Origin of the sequence: Acetatifactor aquisgranensis (assembly GCF_943193215.1) — a bacterium.
Classification (GTDB): Bacteria; Bacillota; Clostridia; order Lachnospirales; family Lachnospiraceae; genus Acetatifactor; species Acetatifactor aquisgranensis.
In genome coordinates this window covers 21,052-42,498 of the sequence record NZ_CALPDH010000003.1, presented here as the reverse complement: position 1 = coordinate 42,498, position 21,447 = coordinate 21,052, and the positions used below count along the sequence as shown (strand labels likewise).

The following is a 21,447-nucleotide window of genomic DNA, read 5'->3' as shown; positions in this document are numbered from 1 at the left end:
CATTTCCTGCCTTTTTGGTATAGTATAGCATCATCTACTTTTTATCCTCAAAGTTGATTCTTTCCGCTTCAATCACAAGCGGCCGGTTCATGATACGCTTGTTTATACTAAGGATATATTCACCTATCAAGCCTAAAAAAATCAGTTGTACTGCCCCTAGAAAAAATATACCAATTACCATCGGTGCCATACCTGCGCTAAAGGTATCCCAATATAATAGTTTATAGACTAGATATACGATGGCTACCATAAAGCTGAAAAAAGCAATACCTACCCCAAGAAATGTCGCTAGCCTCAGCCCTATCTTCGTATAGGATGTAAAGCTCAGCATTGCGATATCATACAATGAAAAGAAATTATTCTTTGATTTTCCGTTACGCCTTAGCTGTTGTTCATATGGTATTTCCTTCCGTTTGAATCCTAGTTCTGCAACGACTCCTCTCAAGAACGGGGTAGGGTCTTCTAGCTTTCTCATGATTTCTACAAAGGATTTGTCATATAGTCCAAATCCAGTGAAATGTTCTATCTGTTCAACATCCGAAAACCTTTTTATCATCTTATAATAACAGGTTCGGAGGAACCGTACACATTTATTCTCTTTACTGCTTGTTTTGATCGCGCTTACGATTTTATAGCCGTTTTCCCATTCCTGTATCAGTTGGGGGATCATTTCGATGGGATCCTGAAAGTCTGCACACATCAAGATGGTGCAGTCCCCATCCGTCTGTGTGATGCCATAATATGGGGAATTGTTCTGTCCAAAATTCTTTGCGTTTAAAATCGCTTTAATTTTTTTGTTTGAAGCGCACAATTCCCTTAACCTTTCGCGTGTGCCGTCACGAGAATCGTTATCAATAAACACGATGTCATAATCATATTGTGGAAGTTTTTCAAATTCTTCAATAATAGCTTCGCTCAGCGGTCCGACATTTTCTATTTCATTATATGTCGGTATCAGCATGCTTACCTTTTTCATGGCATTATTGCTCGCTTTCCTTATATTTGATTACTCTGTTGAATCCGGTTTCGATATCAACTGTCGGTTTCCAGCCAAGTCCTTTCAATTTATCAGACGACGGCACTGCTTCTTGCCCCAGCATCAAGATATTTTCGCTATACTGCTCATCCTTATTCCTTTTCTTCCTTATTACTTTTATATTCCTTTCAGGATATAAGCGGGCAAGCCTAATTGCTAAATCTGCCATGCTAACGAACTGGGATTCGTTGCAAACATTGTACGCCTCGCCTACAGCCCCTTTCAGCAGAATGGTAAAATACCCTGCCACGGCATCAGAAATATAACAAAAGCATCGCTTTCCCGAACCATCACTTTTCATCACGATATCTTCGCCCCTAAGTATATTACCAGCAAATGAGGCGAACACTCTTGGATCGTTGTCGATATCCATCGTTGGAGCATATGTATGCCAAATCCTCGCAATTTTCACTGGCACCTTTCTCTGTCTTAAAAAGGCCATGCACATAGTCTCTGCCATACGTTTGCTCTCACTGTAGCAATTATGTGCATCGAGCGTATCTACCGTGCCGTAGCTATCCTCAGTAATGTCCGTTACATCCTTTACCGATCCATAGATATCCCCTGTACTGAAAAGCAGATATCCGCTAATCCCTTTTTCTGCTGCTAAATTAAGCAGATGATAATTCCCGATTATATTAGGCAAGATCACGTCTATTGGGCATGTCTCATAGTACCGGGGGCTTGCCAGCGATGCCGCATGGATGATATAGTCTAAGGGACCTTCTATTTTTAGGGGATTACTTAAGTCATTTTCGATAACCGTAAGATAGTCTGCCCTTGAAAATATGTTGCATCTATCCAAGAACTTAACCTTGCTTTTCACCACCACGATAATCGAAACAGAAATGTTTTTTTCTTCATGTAAGTAATAAAGCATATATGTAACATAAGAGGCTAGCATCCCATAAGCCCCCGTTATCAAAACAGTTTTTCCATTAAGATCATCCCAGCTGATATCCTGGGTATATATATCTTCCAAATCCCTTCTGATGATATTGTTCATGCAATCTACCTTATTCTTAAAATTTGTCTATATTTACTTTTATAGCCATCCGCATATCATCTCTGCCCCTTCTCGGCTATCATGTTTGCCCTTACCTCTTCCTCAGGCAGATACGGGAACATATCCTCATAGTTCCTTGACCTCAGCGTTCCGTCTGGGAGCTTATCTGACGTGACCCTGGGTATGAGCAACTGCCATTCCGGGGTCATCACCTCACAGATGACTGGGCCATCGTAGTCTAATACTTCCTTGATTTTTGAATCGACCTCATCGACAGACTCTATCCGTACCCCCTTTATCCCATATGCATCCGCAATCTTCATGGCATCAGGACACCAGACCCCGGTAGCTGGGCTCTCGCCCACGAACCTATCCTCCATGAAATTATGTTGCGTATGCCTGATGAGCAAGTAACCGTTATTGTTCAATATAAAAGTCTTAATCGGAAGGTTATTGTGCTTGATAGTGGCGAACTCCTGCAGGTTCATCTGTAGGCTACCATCGCCCGTAATTACAAGGGTATCTTTCCTGCCGTTTGCGAGGCATGCCCCGATTCCCGCGACCCAGTAGCCCATCGAAGACAGCCCTCCGGTCGTAAGGTAGTTCTGTCCTTTCTTCAGTTTCCATGTCTGGCATGCGACATGGAAACAGGATCCCGTATCACACATGATGGCCGCATCCTCACCCGACAGCTGCGAGAGCCTGTCAATAAAATAATAAGAATTTATCGGTTTCTCATCCCTATATTCAGGTAGGACGACAGGGTACCTTTCCTTCCAGCCATTGCATATGGCAATCCACTCGGAATAGTCCGGCAGGACATGTTCTCCTAGGGTTGCATCCATCTTAGTGAAAAAGTCTTTGGCATCAGCATTCAGCTTGTACCGGATGTTCGGCCCCGGCTTGTCCAGCTCTTTCTGGTCTATGTCAACTACATAGATATACGCATTCTTTCCGAACTGCTTCGGGTTATGTCCCACCAACGACGAGGCCAGCCTACAGCCAACGGAAATGATTACATCCGCATTCTGTATCGCGAAATTCGCCGACCGTTCGCCATAGTTCCCTGGCCTTCCGACATATAAATCGTTGTCGGACTCGATGAGGTCGATTCCCAGCCTGGCCGTGATAACAGGAATCCTGGCCTTACTTATATAATTATAAAAAACTTCACGCGCACCTGCCAGCGCTACTCCCTGCCCAACAATGAACACTGGCCTTTTTGCATGCTCCAGCAGCTCATATGCCTTGGATATGGCCTGCTTTATGCTGCCCCTGCTCTCCATGCTGTCTTCAGGGACATATTTTTCCATGTATCGGGGATCTACCTGGGTATTCTGGATATCAAGCGGCACGTCTACCCACACCGGCCCCGGCCTTCCGGTAGTGGCTTCATGGTATGCCCTTTCTAGATAATATTCTGTTTTTTGGGGATCATCTATCGTTATGAAGTATTTGACGACATTCTGAACAAGCGGCTTGATGAAAATCCCCTGCACCCCATACTGGCGGATTCCTGTCTCCTCCTGGTACTGCACGAATGATAAGGCCGCCTGGCCGGAAATCACAATCATCGGCGATGAATCCGTGTATCCACCGACCACACCATTCATTGCATTCACTGCACCAGGTCCCGCCGTTACGAGCGTCACAGCTGGTTTCCCTTTTATGCGCCCATAGGCATCTGCCGACATGGCGGCACTCTGCTCATGATGAGTGCAGATAATATCATAATTGCCGTTCTTCCCGATTGCATCGTTCAGCCACATCGCCTGTCCGCCAGTCACCATGAATGCTGTATCGATTCCTTTTTTCGCATAATAATCAAATATAAATTCTGAAATGTTCATCCTTGCCCCTTTCCTCTACAATAAAGAACTAAGCTGATAGCTCAGGCTATCGTTATTCGTGCTGCAACTCAATTGTTTTGCGATTTCTACGACCATGTCCTCCTGTCCGCCCACAGCTTTGCGCTTGCCGACTTCAACCAGAATGTCCCTTGGATCCACCTCAAAGGCCCTGGCTGCATTTATGACATGCGTCCTGAATGCTGAAAAGACGCCTGCCTGCCCACTGACGATGCTGATAGGATCCTGCCCCATGTCCTTGTTCATGAGTTCTGGCATCACCTTTTCGCTGGCATCGAGCATCCGGTAGAAATTTATCCCTGTCCTTTTCCCGCTCTTTTCAAGTAGCGCAACTAAATCCTCCAACTGGCAGTTGCCCGCCCCTGCCCCGAACCCTCTTAATGTCCCATCTATGATATCCGCTCCCTCTTCAATCGCTATGCAGGCATTCGCTACGGCAATACCCATATTATTATGTGGATGGAACCCGATATGGATGTCAAGCCCATTATATAATCTGGAGATTACCCAGCGCACCCTCTCCATGGTAAAAGCCCCCGCCGAGTCCATCAATATAACGCCTAGCGCCCCATACGATTGCATCTTCTGGCATTCTTCCAACAACCGTTCCGGAGAGGCCATGTGCGTCATCATAAGAACACCATATGTCTCCTTCCCCTGGTTCCTCAAAAACTCAATGTGCTCCCTCGTTGTATCGGCTTCAGTACAATGGCAGCCGATTTCAAAGACCTCTGCCCCATCTGCAATCGCCGGCTTCAGGTTGTCCTCTATGGTTCCAAACCCGGGAATCATGTATACCCCTAGCCTGGTCTTTTCCAGATTCGCTTTCGCTGTCTGTAGCATTGTCCTCTCATCCAGCGCGGCCAGGCCGACCTGTAGCGATGAGGCCCCCAGGCCATTTCCATGGCCGACAATGATAGTCTTGACGCCGCTTCCATCCATCGCCTGGCAATACTTCTTTATATTTGATGCTGACAGTTGGTGCTTCACCGCATGGTTCCCATCCCTGAGCGTCGAATCAAAAATCATCAGCCTACTCATATAATGCCCCTCCCAGCTTTTTCTTCGCATAGCTTTCAGCTACTTCCACGGCCGCACATGTTATGATGTCCAGGTTCCCCGAGTATCTCGGCAGATAGTCACCCAGGCCTATGACCTGCAATGTGGTCGTGACCCTTCCGTTCTCAAAAGTGGGTGGCATGACAATCCTGTACCCTGGGACATACTTTCGGATGGCGTTCTCCATATCAATAACTGCTGCCGTAATGGCATCCATGTCCGGATTATCAATTAACGCATAGATAGTATTGTGCATCGTGATTGGGGGCTCTGCCGGATTTAGGATTATAATGGCCTTTGTATTTTTAATTCCTGTGAATTCAGTGAGCGCGTCCCGCGTTGTTTGAGTAAACTCATCAATATTGTCCCGTGTCCCTTTCCCAGCAGACTTGGACGCAATCGTCGCCACGATTTCAACATATTTCGTCTCTGGATGGATCCGGCTGATAGCGTATGCTATCGGGGTTGTCGCCTGCCCACCGCAGGTAATCAGGTTGACTTCCGTTTCTCCAAGGCATTCCTCCATGTTCAACACCGGGACGCACATCCTGCCAATCCTGGATGGAGTGAGGTCTATGGAGAGTTTTCCCAACTCCTTCAAAATAAGAGCGTTCCTTTTATGTGCGTTAGCGGATGTCGCATCGAAGACGATGTCGCAGCAATCAGGATCTTCCTGTATCGCTTGTATAGACTTTGTGGACGTCGGCACGCCCAGTTCCTTTGCTATCGCGATTCCCTTGGAGTCTACACTGCGCCCTGTAAACATCCCACACTCGAGAATATCCGACCGTTTCAGCTTCAAAAGGAGATCGGTCCCGATATTCCCAGTGCCGATTATTCCGACCTTTATTTTCCTCACCTAGCCACCGTCCTTTCAGAGACCTTTCTTTTGACCTCGTTTGTTCCTCCATGAATTTTTTCAATGGTCCTTTATCGAAGGTACGCGGCTTTTCTGATTGCCGCACCCATGTAATCAATCATCCCGTCCGTCATCCCAGGGTATACACCTACCCAGAAAGAGTCCTGCATGATTCTGTCCGTATTGTCCAGCCCACCATAGACCCGGTAGCCCTGCCCAGTCCTGCGCATCTCGTCAAAGCAGGGGTGCTTGATGAGGTTGCCCGCGAACAGCATCCGCGTCTGTATCCCTTTGGCCTCTATATATTGGACTATCCTGTTCCTGTCTACCCCCTTCCGGCAGGTAATCAGGAACCCGAACCAGCTGGGATCCGAATTTTCGCAAGCCTCAGGAAGAATCAGCTTGTCCTCTGTTCCGGCCAGTGCAGCTTTCAGCCTTGCAAAGTTATGTTTCCTACTCTCCACGAAGCAAGGGAACTTCTCCAGCTGTGCGCATCCTATGGCAGCCTGCATGTCCGTGGCTTTCAGGTTATAGCCAAAATGGGAGTATACATATTTGTGATCGTATCCCATAGGCAGTTCCCCATACTGTCTGTCAAACCTATGTCCACAGAGATTGTCCCTGCCGGAAGGACATATACAGTCACGTCCCCAGTCTCTGAAAGATCGGATAGCTTTATGGAGCAGGGAATTATTGGTATAGACAGCACCGCCTTCTCCCATGGTCATGTGATGGGGAGGGTAGAAGCTGGAGGTTCCGATATCACCAATGGTACCTGTGAATTTCGTTTCTCCGTTAATGGAATATTTGGATCCCAAGGCATCGCAGTTGTCTTCCACCAACCACAGGTTATGACGGTTACAGAATGCTTTCACAGCATCCAAGTCAAAAGGGTTGCCTAAGGTATGTGCAATCATGACGGCTTTTGTCTTATCTGAAAGAGCTCCTTCCAGCCTGTTTACATCGATATTGTACTGAGGAATGGTAACATCCACGAAAACGGGAATTGCGCCATACTGAATCATGGGAGTAACCGTGGTAGGAAAACCGGCTGCAACAGTAATGACTTCATCTCCCCGCCGTATGCTCCGATCCCCCAGAAGAGGTGAGGTGAGCGCCATAAAGGCGTTTAGGTTTGCAGAGGAACCGGAATTGACCAGAGAGCAGTATTTTATACCCAGATACTTAGCCAGTTTCTGTTCGAATTCATTTGTATATCTTCCAGAAGTAAGCCAGAATTCCAGAGCGCTGTCAACCAGGTTGACCATCTCCGCACTGTCATAAACTCGGGAGGCATAAGGTATTCGATGCCCTTCCTGAAATTCTGTATTGCGTTTATGATAGGTATCTGCATATTCCTTTACCATTGCCAGAATCTCTTCTCTAGCCTGTTGTTCGGTTTTATTTTGAAACATTTCAATTCCTCCTAATCTTAATCCCAAGTTTTCCAAGGTGCTTTTCCAGAATTCCATAATTCATCAAGTTTATCTTTTTCGCGTTTGGTATCCATACATTGCCAGTAGCCGTCATGCTTGTATGCCATTAGTTCCCCTTGTTTAGCTGCCGTTTCCAATGGTTCCTTTTCAAATACTGTGGCATCATCTTCTATGTAATCAAAAATCTCGGGTTGACATACCATATATCCTGCATTAATCCGTCCTCCATCATTGATACTCTTTTCTCTGAAAGATACTATTTTATCGCTTTCATCTATATCCAACACTCCAAAACGTTGCTCTACATTTATGGCTGTCAGGGTAATTATTTTTCCATGCTCCTGATGAAAGCGCAGCAGTTCTGAGATATTGATGTCTGAGACACCATCGCCATAGGTTAACATAAATGATTCATTCCCTATATAGGGTTGGACTCGTTTAATACGCCCCCCCGTCATTGTATTCAAACCAGTGTCCACAAGAGTTACTTTCCAGGGTTCTGATACATTGTTGTGAATTTCCATCTGATTTTCTCGGGTGAAATCAAAGGTGACATCACTATTATGAAGATAATAATCCGCAAACCATTCTTTCACTACGTGTTGTTTATAACCACAGCAGATGATGAATTCATTAAATCCGTAGAAAGAATATTCTTTCATAATATGCCATAGTATAGGTTTACCTCCTATTTCTATCATTGGTTTGGGTTTTAAGTGACTTTCTTCGCTGATTCTAGTACCAAATCCGCCGGCCAAAAGAACTACTTTCACGTCTTATACCTCCCACTTAAATTCTGATTCTTTAGCGACTGCATGGATTCTTTGTAATAGGCACATCTGTATGAATAACTCTTGAGTTAAGATAATTAATATCGAGAGTAACTTTAAACAGATATACCGATGATTTTTCAAAATAATGTTATAGTATATTTACAAAAGCTACGGTAAGTATTCAGTTTTTGACACATTCAATATGTAGCATAGTTGCCTTGAATCTGTCGGCACTTCTTTATAAAAGTGGTTTCTTATACTTATTTTTGTATATTCCCCTTTTGGCACCTCTATAAGATATTGTGTTGAATTCTCATCAATGTTCACTGTCGATACTTGCAAATCGTTCACATATACATCTGCATTTAATGATTCGTTTATTTCATAAGGTATCCCAATATTCAAAACCACATTTCCAGTTTCAGAAAATACAAAAATTTCAACTTCTGGTCCAGCCCATCCGTCTTCATACCACCCTTTGCTTCGGACTATCATTCTTTTTTCAAGATATTCATCTGCAAGTTTTTGTGCATGTTCGTAAATGTTGTTTTCACTGTTGACTACAAATACTGCTGAGTTTTCTCCATATATAATTTGTTCTATTCTCCCTGCTTTAATTAAATCAATCAGCAGTTCTTCAGCATATGCATTGAAAGAAGAAAGTTGATAATCTACATATATATAATCTATGCCACATCTATTGCAATACTGGTAAAAGCTAATTGCATCGCTGACCAAAGTTGAATTACTGACTGATATGTCATACCATGATTCCACAATACATTTAATTCCTACAAGCTTAGAATAATCCGATGTCACAGCAACTATTCTGTTGTTCTGTGAGCCGTTCAAAATTCCATATATATTCTCTCCATCCGATGTCATCAAACGTTCATCATATTCGTTTTGTTGATTTACATATCCTTTGTTAACCAATTTAATAGGTGTAAAGCCATTTGACCAACTCCAGCTTGAGACGGACATAAACACGATATTAAAAACAGTTGCCATATATAATAAGCCCGATAAACCTACCGTATTTTTAAGGACAAAACTTCCTGCCAATATAATGAAAAGTATATAAAATAACAAAAAGTAATTTCCATCTGCCTGCGTAATAAACGCCATTCCAAACAGCATGGATATACATAAGCATCCAATCAGCCAAAGCCATCTGCGGTAATTCTTTATTGTCTTCTTGGACACAAAAATAATTCCTGCCAAAATTAACAACACTCCTGGTATACTTGTGCCCCATGCAATTGATATATGGTCGAAGCCTTCAGCCACCGGATTCAAATAGTATCCATATAAAGTGTTTAATAAACTTTTTCCTATTCCAAACACGGTTTGTTCTGATTGATGGTTAATCCCCCCTACTATTGAATAAGGATACCTGGGTTCTATTCCTAATTTTGTCAGTATTGACCCTACAAATGCAATCAGTGGAGAACCTGTCAAAGCAAATGTTCTGCCCCAGATAATACCTAAGGTAAGAAAGCCATATGATATACCTCTGCATATATATATATACATACCTGATTTTATTTTCTTTGACACCATAAATGGAATCATTGCTATACATATTACTGACGTAAACAATAGGGATGTTATCTTGAAACAATAGGATGAAATCAAACATGTCAACGCCAAAGATAAATAACCTACATTGTTTTCTTTTGAAAATAAATATACAAAAAACATAGCCGAAATTTGGAACAAAACGGTTATGACATCAGGCTTCACTGTCATCCCCATATTAGTTAAACACGGAAGTGTTGCTATCACGGCCCCTAAGACACAAGCAAAATCCTTATTTGCCAACTCTGCAACAAACTTCCAACTAACCATAACAATAACTATTACGAGTATTTGGTTGAACAGGAATTGATAATTCCACGAACCAAACTTCGAAAATGGTAGCAATATCGTTTCAAATCCTTTCGGATACAAATAGACAAAACCTACAAGGTGCAAATCTTCATAAATCCCTTTGCTTGAATTAGCCAGAACATATGGTGAACGTATCCCATACCATAGCGCATCATGGTCTCCCTGCAACCCCACTCTGCCTATTTGAATAAGTATGCTGATTTCTATACATGATAAGAATAAATTAAATTTTTTGCTGTTATCTTCTATATAGTGTAAATTGCATATCTTCTTCCTGTTGGAGGCCAATCCTAAAATACCCACCACGACAAGACATAGCAAAACATTTTTTACAGAATATTTATTGCAGATAGACAGAATGCCTACAGTGATACAAACAAAGTTTAGCCCCAGTAGTAGGCTTCCCAACCAGAATACAGTCTTTCGAACTTGAGCTTTTTTGAATAACAGAAACATGATTCCAGCCCCTACCATAATAATGAGGATAAAGTAACCTACAGAAATACAGAGCGGAATAATCGTCTGGTGAAAATAAGCCGCTAACGCTAAAAGAATAATTCCCAAATAAATCTTGAGTTTCCCTTTGATGACAAAATTGACAGTTGAAATTAGAACACAAAAAGAAAGCAGTTCAATAAACATCTTCCTTGCTTCTTCGCTTGTCGTTACTGACCATCGATATGGTCCGGTGACAAACAGCTGGTATATCTGATAACCTAAAAGTAAACCAAAGCCTATGCAAATTATTACATTTTTATGTTGTACCTTTCTTTGATTCATTTTATCTCCTTTTTGGTTATAAAAGCATTAATTGTTTGGGTAAAATGTATTTCAATATAATATGACATCCACAAATCAGGCAGATCTAGTAATTCTATACAATTATTGGATAACACTAAATTGTCTGGCGCGAAACATGGAAATAGCAAGAATACATTCAACTTAATGTGGTAAGCAGCTTGCATTCCTTCAATAGAAAGCTATACAACTATTACCATAGTGTCATTACAAAAAGTACCTTAATCGATGCAATGCATTATTTTAAGTGTCGTACCGATGTGAACTACTTTTTCTTAAAATTGGTGTCCAATTACAATTCCTGTTATATATCTGATATCATTAAAAACTATTAATTGCCTCAATTACATAATCTTGCTCTTGCCTGCTCATTCCATTATATAAAGGTAACGACAGGACAGTTTTTGCATAATATTCTGTAATTGGCAGACTTCCCTCCCTGATGCCAAGATACTGATAGGCCTCCGACAGGTGGGGAGGAATGGGGTAGTGGATGATTGTACCAATTTCTTTTTTGTTTAAATAGTCAATTAATTCTTGGCGGCATTCTGTACGAACTACAAATTGATGCCAGATATGGGTAGCGCTTTCTTGAATGCGTGGCAATAAGATATCAGGGTGGCTCAACTCTGCTAGATAACGGTTGCATAGTCTGCTTTTTTCTGTTTCCAATTCTTTCATATGGGACAACCTGACGCGCAATAACCCGGCTTGCAGCTCATCTAATCGGGAATTTGTTCCCACTACACGATTATAGTATCTTTTTTCGCTACCATAGTTGCGAAATACACGAACACTTTCTGCAATTTGAGAATTATTCGTGACAATGGCACCTGCATCACCAAATGCCCCCAAGTTCTTGGATGGATAAAACGAGAAACAACCGATATCCCCAAAAGTGCCGGTCCTCCGACCATTGAATTTGGCACCGTGGGACTGAGCACAGTCTTCTATTACCCGGAGATTGTATCTGTGCGCAATATCCATGATGGAGGCCATATCAGAAGCTTGCCCATATAGATGAACCACTAAGATTGCTTTTGTCTTTTCTGTTATTTTCTCCTCAATTTTAGATGCATCAATGTTGTAATATTCATCTGGTTCCACAAAAACAGGTGTAGCTCCATTAATAGTAATTCCCATGACACTGGCAATATAAGTATTGCCCTGTACGATTACTTCGTCCCCAGCTCCAATTCCCAAAATGCGGAAAGCAATCCAGAGGGCATCCAAGCCGCTGGCTAGTCCCACACAATATTTGCTACTGGTATATGCGGCAAATTCTTCCTCGAATGAAGATACTTCTTGACCCAGCACATACCAGCCAGAACGCAGTACTTCCAGAGCCTTTTGTTCAAATTCCTCTTGATAGAGGTAAAATCCTTTATCCAATCTATTTGGCATTATTTTCATGGCATCCTCTCCTCTTTATGTAGATTCGGATTTTCTTGCTGCAGATAGAGGATCATTATAGTCAACCACTATGCAACAGAATCCTTTAGCTAACTTTATCATTTGTGCTATAAATATTGAACCGCCTATCATGGCTCCAAAATATATCAGACGTTTAATCTGTATACTTTGAAATTCAAATTTTGTGAGTATATAATCTAAAAACAGCCTATGGTACAAAAAAATATATAAAGTGTATTTACCAAGCCATGATATAAAAGCTGTAATAAATCTTGTATATCTGCATTGCTCGAGCGTTGTAAAAATGCCATATGAGGCAAATATCATGATAATGGACATTGTGATGGATGTGATACTCGGAGGGTTAAATCCTGCACCAAATGGTATCAAGCTGTCAATGTGGAAATAATCCCTACATTCAAAACACCACCATGCGCAAGCTAAGACAACGGATATTATAATGCTTTTTATAATGTTGTATCTTCCCCAGGCATCGTAATGTTTAGCCAGCAGCATTCCCAAATAAAATACGATTAGATATGTCCCCCCTAAGAGCTTTCCCCCACCTCCAAAAATATTAAAAATATTAGAATAATTTGTCGTAAGGTATGCGACAAATACTATAGGAACAAATAATAATACCTCCTGGAGCATTTCGTATTTCCCGTGGCAAAAACCTACAAGATGCCATAATGCTTTACTGATAATTGCCAATTGCAAATAGAGAAAAACAAAATAATGCGGGCCGGAAATATTAAAATGAACTAAATATTTCCCATATGATCCAATCAAAAAAATAATAAGCATATACTTGATAGACAAAAACTGCAAGACAATATGCCATAACAATAATTTTGGACATTTTAATAAATATCTTAAACCATCCATATCTATACTTTGTAATAGATAGGCTGTCATCCCAAACAAAGTAATAAATAGGGTTACTGAAAAATAAGAAAACTGTATAATGTTTTGATTAAATTCCATTACCCCCCGCATGGTCTAGTAATACGGCTAATATTGCAATAAACTTGGCACAGTTAATCCATGCAATTTTTTCATTCTTTCTCATTTATTATATTTCCTTCCATACTCATCTTTTGATTTCTATAGAGAATATTCTTCTTTCAATATGCTGTACCATTTCAAGGCCTTAAATTCTCCTTTTAAATATAAATGTTTTCGGAATGTACCTTCATAAATAAACCCACACTTTTCATATAAACGAATTGCCCTTTTATTTTCGGACAATACATTCAAATAAACCTTTTCCATTCCTAACTTCTGAAAAGATAATGTTAAAAGCTGCCTGGTTGCCTCAACTGCAATTCCTCTGCCTTGAGCCTGCCTACGGAGACTGATTGCATATTCAGCTCGCTTATCACGTAGGTTGATGTCCTTCAAACTGATAGTCCCTAAATACTCATCCTGTTCGTTAGCAATAGCAAAATGTATACTAATACCATCTATTAAAGAATATTGAGTGTTCTTTATAAATGCTCTTGCATCATCAAGAGTTTTAGTCATCATGTCTGTCTGAAATCCCAGTTGGATATCAGGGTCATGCATCCATTCCAGCATTCCCTCCGCGTCGTTCAGATTAAGTTCACGTAGATGAATCATCTTCTGACCCCTTCATGCTTTCTTCAATAATGTAAGGTGGGCGGTTTCGAGAGGCATCAAATGTTCGCCACAGATATCCCCCTAGGATGCCTAATGTGAGCATAATTATGCCGAAACTGAATAGATTGAACATAAATAGTGTTGTCCATCCACTTACATCAATGGCACCCGCCAGTTTGTATGCCAGCACTACTACGGCCCATATTACCGCTCCGATACAGGAGAAAGTGCCTATCCCGGAAACAATCGCGATGGGCAGCGTAGAAAAACTGAATAAAGTATCTGCCACCAACCGTATTTTTTTCCTAAAGGTCCAACGACTTTTTCCAATCTCTCTCTGAAGGCGAGTATAATATACTTGTCCAGTATGGAAACCGCTCCATAAAATCTGTCCTGTCAAAGCACTATTCTTTTCGTCAAGCCGCATCAATACTTGAATAACTTTCTTATCTAGCAAATAGACATCAAAGCCTCCTTTTGGCATCTGTGGCAGGGCTGCATTGCGAATGAGCCAATAATACAGATTAGCAAAAAGAGTCTGTCCCTTGCTCTCTTGGCGTTCTTGGCGTACTGCGAGGACAACATTATTGCCACTGCGCCACGAGTCAACCATTTCTAGAACCAATTCTGTAGGTTCTTGTAAATCAGCTGCCTTCACTACAGCACAGTCACCAGTACATTGAGACAGGCCGCATAGGATGGCGGCATGGGAACCAAAGTTTCTGGAAAGGCTATATATTTTTATCCTTTTATCCTGCTTTGCCAATTCTTTCATGACCGTATAGCTCTGATCCAAAGATCCGTCATTGACCATTATCAGTTCCCAGTCATATTCTGCATGTATAAATAACTTTTTGTAGATATCCTGGTATAGAGGTTCTAAATTGTCCTCATTATAATATACCGGAATTACAAGTGATATTTTCATGTTGTTTCCTCATTCACCATTCGTACATACTCATCGTAGTCCCTGATGTACTCCGCTGCATCATAATGTTCACTGGCTAGACAGAGCAACACGGAATCTGCACTGAAATCATACATATCCTTCCATAGCAAGGGAGGAAGATAAATTCCCGTATGCGGCCTGTTCAGGACGAAGACAGCCTCATTTCCTTTTCCGTCTTTGACCTTCACCTTGCAGGAGCCTGCCACATTAATAAGTACAAATTCTGATTTCCTGTTTGCATGCTTCCCACGCACAACATCACTCCCAGAACCATATATGTAGAATATACGGGCAATATTGAAAGGTATATCATCCATTCCTTCTACAATAACCAAATGCCCACGTTCATCGCCACTCTGAGGAAACTCTAACATTTGCGCTCCAATATGTTTTGACATATATTTACCTCCTACGGCTTAATGGCCTGACATTGATTGGATAATCATTGACAATTCTCTTGTATCAGTTCCTGTGTCTTCAATAATAAAATTAGTTTCCAGCATTATTTGCACAACTTGATTTGGAATGGCGTTAATACTAATTGATTGGAAAGCTTCTTGCAGGTTTACCGTGTCAATTAGGGTCTGGTCTATATATATCGAGACTTCTTTGCCATTCAAATCTTCTAAAGGACAATAAATATCTATTGTAATTCTACCAGTTGTACCTGTTTTGATTTGGAAGAGACTGCTTTTTCCCACCCAGCCATCTTCGTAATATCCAAATATTTTACGGCAATCCTGCAATGTATTTCCTACAAATTCCTCTTCAAAAGCATTTTGGGTGCTTGGTCTCAGCTCGCCTGCATCCGACAAGGCATAATAATATTCATGAAAAAGGTTATCTGTAATGGAATCCTGATAATCTGCTACTAAATATATATCTTCCGTATATTTGCAAATTCCATAACCGCTTATAGGTTCTCTGCTGGCTACACATACTTTATCGCCACACCAAATGAAAAATTTGTCATCATCAAGATAAATCCGTTTATCCGCTACTGTTCCCTGCCTATTTCGAATGTCTATATTCAGGTCTTTTGTCAAAGCAAAATCATTCCAATAGGAATCATGTATGGCTAATGCGTTTTGAGTATTAAAAAAATCTGTACTACAAAAAACCTGTCCTTTAAAGCCAGCAAACAAATCTGTGGAAAACAGTGATTCTATGGTGACTAATCGCTGAAAGTTCGTCTGCTGTTGTTGGGCGAATACGTCATTCATACTCTGAATGGGAACTAGATAACATGAAGCCGCAATAACCACAAGCAGAATTATTCCGTTCTTTTTTACTTTACAGGTTAACTGCCATATCAAAAAACAGCATAAGAATATAGCAGCAAAATAAGTTAGAAAAGTTGCCGGAAGTGCTATATTATTATTTGCATCTACATTTCCCTGATATCCCTTAGCTATTGCATTAGGCAATGTTGGTAAGAGGATACATAAAGCACTTATTCCAAGTATACTCCAGAATTTTATGGCCACAAAATGCCGATGCTTTTCATTGCAAATCATATAATAAATAATACTACCGAAAATAGAGACTACTAAAAATATCCGGACATAATTCTCTAAAGTTAAGTCATTGTATATCGCAAAAAGATACTTATATTTATTCGAGAAAATATAATATCCCGGGAAACTGGACTGTACCAATTGTGATATAATTTTCAGGGAGCCATCAAACGTAAAGCCTATCTGATTTCCGGAATAGGATGACCTGAATAGTATACCTGAAATGATATAGCACACACCAAATACTAGAACGATAATTGTTGGCGGCAGGCATTTTTTGATGATTTTTCTTTTATCTCTAAATCCAATTTTTCCGAGTGCAATTCCATAGTATAAAGGAATTAGTGTTATAAATGGTTCATAACTTGCAAGCGTTAGAAACAGAAGTACCATAGCTATTACAAGTTTCTTATGTCCAGTAGTTTCCTTTATATACTGCAAATATAGAATTAATGAAGCTAGTAGTAATATAAATGGAATACTAACTAATGTGTTAAATGTATTAGGGCATGTATGTTCAAAAGTAATCGGTAAATATACAAAAGTAGATAAACCACACACTATGGCAAAATTTTTATTGCCAAATAGCATATACAAAAATACCGAAAACATTCCCGAGCACAACAATATAGACATAATCTGTATTATCTTAAATGACCAGGGTGGATTTCCGATAAAGCCAATATACATACCTACCGGATTAATAAAAACAGATAATCCGCGACCTTGGTTGAGATATGCCATTACATAATGTTTGACAAAATCAAAAAAACCCTTCATGCTCCAAAGTCTGGCCTGCAACTCGTCATTACACATAATTCCTTGCTTACATAACGGAATCGCCGCCAAAAGGAGCATTAAAATTATAGATAAATACAAGAGACGGTTCTGCCTATACGATTTTGAAATGCTCCCCCAGGTCTTCTCTATTCTATTTAGATATAAATTCTTAATGTGTCTCAACCTGACAGCAAACTTTGTATTCATAAGAATACTCCAGATATTTGCATATGCCTGTTTACTCTGGCCTAATAGAAATCTTAAAACACTTCTATTCAGCATCAATTTCCACAGGGCTAAGCTCAGTAAAATGGATCCACTTGTTATAAAAATCCAATATTTTTCTGCCAGAACCTGAGTAGACATTCTTCCTGGGGTGATGCAGGAAAGGTCATCTCTGCTGATTATGCCCATCCAATAAAAGGGGAGATACATAATCTTAAAAAATGTAAAATGAAAAAGCAGAATTCCCATTGTATTTTTTCCTATAAAACAAAGCAGTTTTCCAATTCTTTTTAGAAAATGATTTATCAACAACGAGACTGCTAAAAAAAGAAATATACCGTTCATGGCAGCCAGCCCATCCAATATAGGGCGTGAAAAAGAGCGTGATGGCCAGTCTATGGTGATATGCAGATAATAGCCGATAAGATACATGCATATTGTCGAAAAGCCAAGCATCAGGAAACTCCATACTATTTTGGATTGAACAATTTGGTCAATAATATTAGTTATCTGAAAGCAATGCCCCAGCGTATAAAACAGATTGCCAATAAATATCAATTCAAGAGGAAACATGCCTATGTGTGGTGTATATCCCGCTTTGATGATGGCATAACCAGCCATATATAACACAACGGAAAAAATCAAACTGCCAATAGAATATTTGCGAACTAAAAAGTATATAAGCCTATTCAGCACACATACACCAAATAAAGTGAATAGGAACCAGTTGGCACCTAGTACATCTACATAATTAATGCCATGTAAAAAAAATGCTTTCAGAGCCTGTGTCCAGCCAGGAAATTCCCAAGCAGAAAAAAGTGCATCAAATCCGCCTAAATGCAATATCCATAGCAAAAGAAAACCAAATAATACTGTTCCTACAGCCGGTAGTAAAATAGTAAAAACTTTTTCAAAAAGTGTACAGAAAAAACTTTTTTTCTCGGGATGGGATATATATCCTGACAGGAAAAAAAAAGCAGCTATATGAAACTGGTAGATATACTTGTTATACAAACCTGTACTATGGCCGATTACCATAAGAATAATTAATACTCCTCTATAGACATCTAACCATCCTATTCTTATTTTATCGTTTTTAAACTGTTCCATAGTCTCGCTCTCCTGTAATCAAAAGTGCTTTTAGGAATTTGATTTGTTGGTGGTGCAGCTTTCCTTATTGTTAAGGTTCCAACCATAAAAATTAACTAAAAAACATTTCTTCCAACATCAAGCACAAACAATGATAAATAGGCAAATGCAATTCCTGTACCTTATAGGTCTCCTCCTCATTCACCCTTACACATACATCCGCATATTTTACCAACAATCTGCCGCTTTCACCTGTCATGCCAATCACCTTCAGCTCCTTTGCCTTCGCAGTGATTGCCGCATACAATACATTTTGGGAGTTCCCGGAAGTCGTTATCCCCAAAAAGACATCCCCCTGCTTTTCCATATCCCATTACCTGCTGTGCATAACAGAGCAATCCGTCCACATCATTCAGGTATGCCGTATTCAGGGCATTGTGATTAGCAAGGGCGATTGCTGGCAAGGCTCCCTGCAGTTTCTGGGCCAATTCATTACCGTATGTAGAATCAATTTCCCTCAGTGCTTCAGCCATAGCCGAAGGGATTTTTCTGGGAAGGCAGAATCCCTTCATCAGTTCCCCCACGATATGCTCTGCATCTGCGGCGCTGCCTCCATTCCCTGCCACTAGCAGTTTCCCGCCTTCGGCATAACACTGCTCCAGCATGGCATAGCCTTTCAGAATGTCATCACTGCAGCTTTTCAGTACAGGATGCCGTTCTATTAACTCATCAAAGTATTTCATTGGGCAACCTTTGGCTTCTTTCATCTTAAATGCTATTTCCCTTCAAAATAACTTCTACCGCTTTCCTCAAATTCTCAAAATACGCTACATCATCATTCTGTATATTTCTGTTCCCGATCATTGCCGCATGGCACCCGGCGGCCTGTCCGGCTCTTACATCGGCTTCCCCATCCCCGATTATCCAGGATCGGCTCAGGTCAATGTTGTATTCCTCCGCCGCTGCCAGCAGCATCCCCGGCTTAGGCTTCCTGCAGCCGCATTCCAGCTTATATTCCGCACGTTCCCCTTCGAATCCCTTATCCGGGTGGTGCGGGCAATAATAAACAGCATCCAGATAAGCCCCTTTCTGCCCCAGAAGCGTCTCCATTTTATTATGAATTTCCTGCAATTCCTCCAAAGTCACCTCGCCTCTGGCAATCACCGGCTGGTTTGTCACCACAATGGCAAGAAAATCACTTCCATTAATCATGCGGATTGCATCCGCGGTGCCGTCTATCAGACGGAAATCTTCGATATCTTTCAAAAAACCAACATATTCATTGATAGTGCCGTCTCTGTCAAGAAATATTGCCTTTTGTTTCTTTCCCAGATTTTTTGCTGCAACTTTGCCTTCCCTGAAATCTTTTGTGACGGAGCAGTAACGTTCCGGTGTCCCCATGTCCTTGACATATTCGGGAGAATCATATATGCTCAACTGCCCTCTGCCAATTAAGGGCTTTAAAACATCTCTGTCCAAATCCCGCTTTTGCAGATCCGGGAAAAGGGAAAACACTTCAGGAGACAGCATATGCAGGCCTGCATTTACCCTGTTTTTATACCATAATCTGGAATCTTCCTTATGAAGCCAGTCAATTACCTTTCCATCTTGATTCGCCACAATAATACCGCTGTCATACGGATGGTCATTGGGATGGGTCAATATAGTCGCTATGGAATTCTGTTTTCGGTGATAATCCCGAAAGCGCCGGATATCCACATCGAACAGGATATCTCCGTTTATTAAGAGGAAATCTTCCTTCAGCTGCTCTTTTAAAAAGAAGAGGGCGCCTGCTGTGCCCAGGGGGCTTTCCTCCGTGATATACTGAATATGTACTCCATATTTGGAACCATCACCAAAATGATCACGAATGACATTCCCCATGTGCCCGATGATCAATATAAGTTCCGTATATCCCTGTCTTTTCAGGGTGTTTATCTGATGTTCCAGAATCGGTTTTCCTTCTATCGGTATCATAGGCTTGGGAACTTCGGAATTTACCCGGGCAATCCTGGTACCTTTTCCGCCGGCCATTATCACTACTTTCATGTTCATACCACCCTAATTCTTTATGCTGTACGATTCGTTTCGCCAGACATTGTCTCAATTGTCCCCTGCTTCCGGGTTATGCCGGGGTTCGTAATTCTCAGGAGTATAATGAATGACCCTGGTTCCACCGTTTTCAAAGCAAAAGGGAACAAACAAAAGGGATTGTAAAGCTTCCCGAACTGCTTTCTGGTATTCCGGTTCCACATAAAAGAGCAAAAATCCCCCGCCTCCGGCACCTAACAGTTTACCGCCCCCAGCGCCGGCTTGGATTGCCTTTTCATAAACACAGTCAATGGAATCTGTGGATACCTTGGAGGTAATTCTTCTTTTTAGTTTCCAGGTATAGTCTAATAAACGGCCAAATTCCTTTAAGCTGCTTTTAGAAGTCAATATTTTCTCCGCTTCCTCTACCAGACCATACATTTCCGACAGCTGAGTCTGTCTATTCCGGAGACATTTTTGTGTCTCCGACTGAATATCTGATGAAAAACGAGAAAACCCGGTAAAAAACAGTAACAGGTTATCATTTAGTCTCTTTTTTCTGTCCGGCGAAATGATAACCGGGTTAACGGTGTATCCGTTTTCTCCAAAATCAATTCTGTTAAAACCGCCGAAAGAAGCGGCTATTTGATCCTGTACGCCGCCATGTTCCTTACACAGCATCCGTTCCAGGTAAATGGCGTCATCTGCCAGTCTCCGTTTGTCCGCATATTTTCCCTTTAGGGCATAAAAAGCGTTCAGCATTCCGACGGCAAAAGAGCTGCTGGTTCCCAAGCCTGACCTGGCGGGCAGATCTGCCTCATAGGTAAGCCGGATTTCATGCATGTCCAGCATTCTCATGGCTTCTCTGATAGCGGGATGCTGAATATCTTCCGTTCTGTTGACTCTCTCCGTTTTGGAGTAGGAGAGTTCTGTGCTGTAATCAAAGAAACGAGGCAAATGCCTTACATTAACATAGCAGTATTTATCAAAGGTAGAAGAGATAACCGCTCCTCCATGTTCCTTATAGAAATCAGGAAAGTCCGTTCCTCCTCCGAAAAATGACATTCTAAACGGAGTTTGCGTAATGATCAT

At 41.2% G+C, this 21,447-nt stretch carries 16 protein-coding genes and 1 pseudogene; all 17 read right to left on the bottom strand.

What is annotated here, in order from left to right:
* Window positions 1-34 precede the first annotated feature (34 nt).
* Window positions 35-976, bottom strand: a complete 942-nt coding sequence (locus tag NFS35_RS03220; protein WP_251205709.1) for a glycosyltransferase family 2 protein — start codon at window positions 974-976, stop codon at window positions 35-37.
* A gap of 4 nt (window positions 977-980) precedes the next feature.
* Entirely contained in the window at window positions 981-2,042 is a 1,062-nt protein-coding gene (locus NFS35_RS03215; protein ID WP_251205708.1) for an NAD-dependent epimerase/dehydratase family protein, read from the bottom strand.
* A 56-nt stretch (window positions 2,043-2,098) separates the two neighbouring features.
* Entirely contained in the window at window positions 2,099-3,892 is a 1,794-nt protein-coding gene (locus tag NFS35_RS03210; protein ID WP_251205707.1) for a thiamine pyrophosphate-binding protein, read from the bottom strand.
* A gap of 15 nt (window positions 3,893-3,907) precedes the next feature.
* Complete coding sequence (dmpG, locus tag NFS35_RS03205; protein ID WP_251205706.1) at window positions 3,908-4,951, bottom strand: 4-hydroxy-2-oxovalerate aldolase; 1,044 nt, start codon at window positions 4,949-4,951, stop codon at window positions 3,908-3,910.
* The gene (locus tag NFS35_RS03200; protein ID WP_251205705.1) at window positions 4,944-5,828 is read right to left on the bottom strand and encodes an acetaldehyde dehydrogenase (acetylating); all 885 of its coding nucleotides are present in this window, start codon (window positions 5,826-5,828) and stop codon (window positions 4,944-4,946) included. Before NFS35_RS03200 ends, dmpG begins: the two co-directional genes overlap by 8 nt.
* Window positions 5,829-5,899: 71 nt before the next feature.
* Entirely contained in the window at window positions 5,900-7,243 is a 1,344-nt protein-coding gene (rfbH, locus tag NFS35_RS03195) for a lipopolysaccharide biosynthesis protein RfbH (RefSeq protein WP_251205704.1), read from the bottom strand.
* A 17-nt stretch (window positions 7,244-7,260) separates the two neighbouring features.
* A complete protein-coding gene (rfbF, locus tag NFS35_RS03190; RefSeq protein ID WP_251205703.1) occupies window positions 7,261-8,037 on the bottom strand; it encodes a glucose-1-phosphate cytidylyltransferase in 777 nt (258 codons plus the stop codon).
* Window positions 8,038-8,205: 168 nt separating this feature from the next.
* A complete protein-coding gene (locus tag NFS35_RS03185; RefSeq protein ID WP_251205702.1) occupies window positions 8,206-10,710 on the bottom strand; it encodes a hypothetical protein in 2,505 nt (834 codons plus the stop codon).
* Window positions 10,711-11,049: 339 nt separating this feature from the next.
* Entirely contained in the window at window positions 11,050-12,141 is a 1,092-nt protein-coding gene (locus NFS35_RS03180; protein ID WP_251205701.1) for a DegT/DnrJ/EryC1/StrS family aminotransferase, read from the bottom strand.
* A gap of 15 nt (window positions 12,142-12,156) precedes the next feature.
* Window positions 12,157-13,128 (bottom strand): hypothetical protein, encoded by a 972-nt coding sequence (locus NFS35_RS03175; protein ID WP_251205700.1) that lies wholly within the window; start codon window positions 13,126-13,128, stop codon window positions 12,157-12,159.
* 120 nt (window positions 13,129-13,248) lie between these two features.
* Complete coding sequence (locus tag NFS35_RS03170; protein ID WP_251205699.1) at window positions 13,249-13,722, bottom strand: GNAT family N-acetyltransferase; 474 nt, start codon at window positions 13,720-13,722, stop codon at window positions 13,249-13,251.
* 25 nt (window positions 13,723-13,747) lie between these two features.
* Complete coding sequence (locus NFS35_RS03165) at window positions 13,748-14,692, bottom strand: glycosyltransferase family 2 protein (RefSeq protein ID WP_251205698.1); 945 nt, start codon at window positions 14,690-14,692, stop codon at window positions 13,748-13,750.
* Window positions 14,689-15,111: a sugar 3,4-ketoisomerase gene (locus NFS35_RS03160; RefSeq protein ID WP_251205697.1), complete on the bottom strand. Its 423-nt coding sequence runs from the start codon at window positions 15,109-15,111 to the stop codon at window positions 14,689-14,691. The genes NFS35_RS03165 and NFS35_RS03160 overlap by 4 nt, the downstream gene beginning before the upstream one ends.
* 18 nt (window positions 15,112-15,129) lie before the next feature.
* Window positions 15,130-18,345, bottom strand: a complete 3,216-nt coding sequence (locus NFS35_RS03155) for an acyltransferase family protein (protein ID WP_251205696.1) — start codon at window positions 18,343-18,345, stop codon at window positions 15,130-15,132.
* A gap of 91 nt (window positions 18,346-18,436) precedes the next feature.
* A pseudogene (locus NFS35_RS03150) lies at window positions 18,437-19,067 on the bottom strand (D-sedoheptulose-7-phosphate isomerase).
* Between the two features lie 25 nt (window positions 19,068-19,092).
* Window positions 19,093-20,373 carry an HAD-IIIA family hydrolase gene (locus tag NFS35_RS03145; protein WP_251205695.1) on the bottom strand — a complete coding sequence of 427 codons (1,281 nt, stop codon included), beginning with the start codon at window positions 20,371-20,373 and terminating at the stop codon, window positions 19,093-19,095.
* A gap of 54 nt (window positions 20,374-20,427) precedes the next feature.
* Window positions 20,428-21,447: a GHMP family kinase ATP-binding protein gene (locus tag NFS35_RS03140; protein ID WP_251205694.1), complete on the bottom strand. Its 1,020-nt coding sequence runs from the start codon at window positions 21,445-21,447 to the stop codon at window positions 20,428-20,430.